At 66.4% G+C, this 1879-nt stretch carries 3 protein-coding genes; all 3 read left to right on the top strand.

The annotated features are described in order from the left end of the window. Positions 1 to 402 precede the first annotated feature (402 nt). The 3 genes from fliE to G3N97_RS38500 all read left to right on the top strand — a co-directional run bounded on the left by fliE (position 403) and on the right by G3N97_RS38500 (position 1672). Positions 403 to 738, top strand: coding sequence for a flagellar hook-basal body complex protein FliE (gene fliE / locus G3N97_RS38510; protein ID WP_065065637.1), 336 nt, complete (start codon positions 403 to 405; stop codon positions 736 to 738). A 152-nt stretch (positions 739 to 890) separates the two neighbouring features. Further along, complete coding sequence (fliS, locus tag G3N97_RS38505; RefSeq protein WP_074982791.1) at positions 891 to 1343, top strand: flagellar export chaperone FliS; 453 nt, start codon at positions 891 to 893, stop codon at positions 1341 to 1343. Then, positions 1340 to 1672: a flagellar protein FliT gene (locus tag G3N97_RS38500; protein WP_205997956.1), complete on the top strand. Its 333-nt coding sequence runs from the start codon at positions 1340 to 1342 to the stop codon at positions 1670 to 1672. The genes fliS and G3N97_RS38500 overlap by 4 nt, the downstream gene beginning before the upstream one ends. Positions 1673 to 1879 lie beyond the last annotated feature (207 nt).

The following is a 1879-nucleotide window of genomic DNA, read 5'->3' as shown; positions in this document are numbered from 1 at the left end:
AGCCGCCGCCCAGGTCGTCCGCGGCGCCGGATGCCGCGCCACCGGCGCCTGTGGCGGCGCCGCTGGTGGCGAGGCCCATGCGGGCGTCGGGGTTGATCAAAGAGTTGGCAGACGAATCCATGCGACGGGTTTCTCCGGGAGACTTGCACGTCCCTGCGGCGCGCGCGCGGCAGAGACTTTCACGACAGGGATTATCCGAGAGCCGTGGCAAGCCGATTGCGCGAATAGAGCCGGGTTTTCCCCCTAGTTTCGGGGCTGCTCAAAATGTCCGACTGCTATATTTCTCGCAGACTCGGCACCCTGCGTATGCAGACCGGGTCCGGGGGCGTCGCCCCCCGCGCACCCGGACCGGGGTTGCGCGGGCCGCCGCCGCCGCGCAACTCTCTTTATCGTGGAGCAAACATGACGGTGCCAGTCAACCCACTCACGTCGGCGCTAGCGCAGATGCAGGCCATGGCCGCACAGGCCGCGGGCAGCGCCACGGCGGCTGAATCCGGCTCGGGTGCGGCGAGCGGCGGCGAGTTCGCCGCGGCGCTCAAGGCGTCTCTCGACAAGATCAGCGACGATCAGCAGAAGGCGGTCGGCGAGTCGCAGGCGTTCGAATTGGGGGCCAGCAACGTTTCGCTCAACGATGTCATGGTCGACATGCAGAAGGCCAATATCGGCTTCCAGTTCGGCCTGCAGGTGCGCAACAAGCTCGTCGCGGCCTACACCGACATCATGCAGATTCAGGTGTAAACCGGGACGCGCGAACCCCTTCCGACTGTCAGCCCATTAAAGCTTCTCCTCATACTTTCCGATAACACGGCTAGAACCGGTTCGCGCGCCTACGGGCGGCGCGGATCCGGAAGCACCGATTCCACAGCCGCACGTTCGAAGGAGAAGCGCCGATGTTTTCCCCTGCCCAATCTGGAGCCAACGCCTATGCACGCGTCGGTGTCGAAACGGGGATTATGGGCGCCAGTCCGCACAAGCTGATCGCGCTCCTGTACGAAGGCGCGCGCAAGGCGATTGCGCAAGCCCGCCTGCATCTGCAGATGGGCAACGTGGGGCCGCGTGGCGAGGCGATCGGCAAGGCCATCCGGATCGTCGAAAGCGGGCTTCAGCTGGCGTTGAACGTCGAGGCGGGCGGGGAAATCGCGCAGCGCCTGAATGCACTCTACAGCTACATGACGCGACGTTTGCTCGAAGCGAATATTCAACAGAGCGAGTCCATGCTGGTCGAAGTCGATGGCCTGCTGGCAACGCTCGAGGAAGCCTGGTTGGGGATTGCGCCGGAGGTGGAACAGATGGCCCAGCAGCAGCGGGCATCCGGGCCTTCGTCCGGCTCATTGACGAGATGAGTTCGAAAGCAGACTACTTCGCCCACTATGAAGCGATCGCGGCAGTGTCCGGGCAGATGCTCAGCGCGGCACGCGGCGCACACTGGAACGATCTGATCGGCCTCCAGGAGGAATACCGCCACCTCGTCGAAGCGCTCAAGGACGCCGATCTCGGCGTCCGGCTCAGCACCACCGAGCGCGCGCGCAAATACGAGCTGATCCGGCAGATCCTCGCCGACGACGCAGCGATCCGCGATCTCGCGAGTCCGTGCATGGCGCGCCTGTCGGCGCTCTTTCACGGCACGGCGCAGCCCGCGCGGGTTCTGCAGGAGCTGTACGGCGCGCGCTAGCCGCAGGCCGCGGCGGACCTGACGGCGCAGCGCGCCGGTCGCCGCCCATTCTGGAACGTCCCCTGAAACCGGCTGACGACGTCGGCGCCCCGGACCGGGAGCCGAACCCGGCCACTGAACTGGCCCCACGCTCCGCATGAACGGAATCGACACGAGCGCCGCCGCGCTGATCGCGAGCCGCGTAGGCGCGCTGGGCCCGACCGGCGC

This window comes from Paraburkholderia sp. Ac-20347, assembly GCF_017104805.1.
Classification (GTDB): domain Bacteria; phylum Pseudomonadota; class Gammaproteobacteria; order Burkholderiales; family Burkholderiaceae; genus Paraburkholderia; species Paraburkholderia tropica.
Note: the sequence above shows the minus strand (reverse complement) of the source record. Positions and strands in the feature narration are given on the sequence as shown.